Origin of the sequence: Vibrio sp. 1F169, assembly GCF_041439605.1 — a bacterium.
GTDB classification, from domain to species: Bacteria; Pseudomonadota; Gammaproteobacteria; order Enterobacterales; family Vibrionaceae; genus Vibrio; species Vibrio tasmaniensis_A.
The window spans coordinates 1-2,727 of the sequence record NZ_JBGOOI010000149.1; the positions used below are offsets into that span (position 1 = coordinate 1).

Below are 2,727 nucleotides of genomic sequence, written 5' to 3' on the forward strand. Positions count from 1 at the left end.
CTTTGAAAAGCGAAATGTCGCTTAGCTAAGTGTCCAGTCTGACTGGAGCAGATCATGAATCTTACTTAGACTGTTGAGCTTTACTTTTACGGTATTCACTTGGGGTCATTCCCACGACTCTTGAAAACTCACGATTAAAGTTAGACTTGGTCTGAAAACCAGAATTCATGAATATTTGCGTAATAGTATCTTGTGACAAATCCAAGGAGTGCTTGGCATGTTCTATGCGATACCCATTTATGATCTTAGAAATATTCTTTTCGTGTACCTGATTAACTGCAATTGAAATTTGTTTTGCTGGTATGCCTAACTTTCGTGTCAGTTTTGAAAGGGTTAGCTCAGGGTCTAAGTAAAGTCTGTCTTGTCGGATTTTGGAGTCTAACAGAGAAGTGATCTCGTGAGCCCTCTCACTGGTCATTACCTGGGAACTGCTTGTCTCGTCATTGTGACTGATTTGTTTAGATTTTAACTCATCTGAAACAGGCGTATTAATACCCACGACAACTACAGCTATCGATAACACGGGTAGAAGAATCAAATGTGCCGCAGTAATGATGTACAGTGAAAATCCACCTTGATTAAAAGTAAAATCTAACGACATGAGCGTGTCTACACACGCTGAAAATATCAGCATCCATCCCGCAATATTCTCCGCTTTCTTTACTCCTTCCCAATTCCCTAACGAGACATTAATCAGTGCTGTTTCTCTTGACGAAAAGCGAATTAGTGCCACTCCATAGCAAGCGTAAATTAAAGTAAGTAGTACATCTAATGAAAGTGCCAACCAAGGTTGAGATACAGCGCTAATTACGACGAATAATGGCGCAACAAAATGCTTAATAGGCAAGGTGCCTAAATCACGATTGGCATGTGCAAACGCATACCACGCAGCAACAGGAATTATGGAGGCCAGAATAGGTTGCGCGATGCTGAAAATGCTAAATCCAAATGTCCAGCGTAAACCAACCATTGCGGTCGTCATAGCACATAATCCTAAAAACATGCTAGCGACTTTACCCTGCTGGGAAAGCTTGGCATAAAGTGATATCGCTAGTAGTCCAAGTAACATGGAAACAACGAACGGGACGGGTATCGCAAGCATAGCAAGTCCTAGATGGATAAATGAGTTCTCACTTTCAGTGAATATCAAGGATAACTCTATGAAATACAATTGAAAACGCAATATAGACCAAAACAGGTTTAAGAACGACCTAAAACCTGTTTTGAGACGTACACACCACTTGTTCCGAGGCAAAATATCACCATCAGTCAAATATTGAGGTGGCATTTATGAAATACTATTTTTTAGCTTGGAAGCGAAGTTTAGACTTTTCTGGTTGTTCGTCCCGCAAAGAATGTTGGATGTTTCTTTTAGTACACACATTAGTAGCGATGGGATGCATTGCGGCAGATATTGCTATGAATATGACAACATGGTTCGACACGATTTATAGCGTTGTAAGTTTCATCCCTATGCTTTCAGTAATTGTTCGTAGACTGCACGATATCAACAAATCTAGTTATTGGGTACTGGTCTTTTTCATACCGATAGTAGGACCGTTTTGGTTAATATATTTGTTAGCTCAATCGACCAATACTAACTTCGACGTGGAGGCTTCAGCATGAAAAAAGTAGCCATTCTACATTTGTTTTTATCGGTCTTTGTTTCAACATCTAGCTGGGCCGAAACTATATCTCCCACAGGTGGTTTTGGAACTCTGTCTGTCGACAACATGACTCAAGGACAACTCCTTTGGCTTAACGGTCGAATAGGAGATGCAATCTACTCATTTACTCTTCAAGATGGAAAGGAGTGCACTTTAAAGGTACCAGTTGCTGTCGGTCGTATCTCTGAGCCAGATTTTGGTATCAGTGAAACTGAAGGTCTAGCCATCGTCGTTATGAGCCAACGCCTCAATGACGCTCTTCTTCAAGGAAAGCGAATAAATAGTGAAGAATGGCGTTTCACCACTAAAGCGTATGATGAAAATATCGACGGGTTGATTATCAATGGAATTAGCTTTGAGGAGGGCTTCGTTTTAAACTCGAAGCGAAAATGGATTTCTTGGTTTCTAAGAGATGAGCAAAACGTTGTTTGTCATTCATCTAAATCGAGTGACTTAATAGGAGAGCCTTTCTCGAGTCAATGAAGGAAATGGGGTCATTGCCACACATTATTTTTTGTAAATCAAAACTAGCTAATTATCTGTGACGTGTTTGGAAGCGTAACAAACTTCGGGGCATTTCTGAGGTAGAATGTACCACGGGTAAAAATTCAGCCTGTGAAGGTTTTGGACAATTATCATTTGAAGAAAATGCTCTAATCGCTGTTATCACCAAGCGACTTTGTCGTTTTTAAGAGCAAAAACGCCTCACATCTGAGGCGTTTCACAGTTAATATATAAACTGAGGATTTATTTGAGTTTTATATGTTTGTTGGTCTATCAGTAATTCTTCACCTTAAATGTAAGGCTGAGTATTGTTGGCATTTTGAACGTCTTATTTTTGTGATAATTGCGGGGAACCCCCCCCCCTTTTTTTTTATTTAGCAATTCACTACCTTAAAAACTATGGTGGACTTGGGCGTTACCCTTTGGGCAAGGCTTTTTGCTTGTATCTTTCACCTATGGCCTAAGAGTGGCATCACCCTGATGAGTCACTGCGTGCCGCCTCAGAATGTGCCTCTCTACAGTCCCTATCTAAAAGGATATCGCTGCAATCCTGAAC

Annotated in this window: 3 protein-coding genes; 2 read left to right on the forward strand and 1 reads right to left on the reverse strand. The window is 40.5% G+C overall.

The features are described 5' to 3' along the window. Positions 1-61: 61 nt before the first annotated feature. Complete coding sequence (locus ACED53_RS23220; RefSeq protein ID WP_102579818.1) at positions 62-1,102, reverse strand: AraC family transcriptional regulator; 1,041 nt, start codon at positions 1,100-1,102, stop codon at positions 62-64. 188 nt (positions 1,103-1,290) lie between these two features. Here ACED53_RS23220 and ACED53_RS23225 point away from each other — a divergent pair, with 188 nt between their 5' ends. Both ACED53_RS23225 and ACED53_RS23230 read left to right on the forward strand, forming a co-directional pair. After that, positions 1,291-1,626, forward strand: coding sequence for a DUF805 domain-containing protein (locus tag ACED53_RS23225; RefSeq protein ID WP_029189200.1), 336 nt, complete (start codon positions 1,291-1,293; stop codon positions 1,624-1,626). Beyond that, on the forward strand, positions 1,623-2,150 hold the full coding sequence (locus ACED53_RS23230; protein ID WP_016769326.1) for a hypothetical protein: 528 nt from the start codon (positions 1,623-1,625) through the stop codon (positions 2,148-2,150). The genes ACED53_RS23225 and ACED53_RS23230 overlap by 4 nt, the downstream gene beginning before the upstream one ends. The last annotated feature ends 577 nt before the right edge of the window (positions 2,151-2,727 follow it).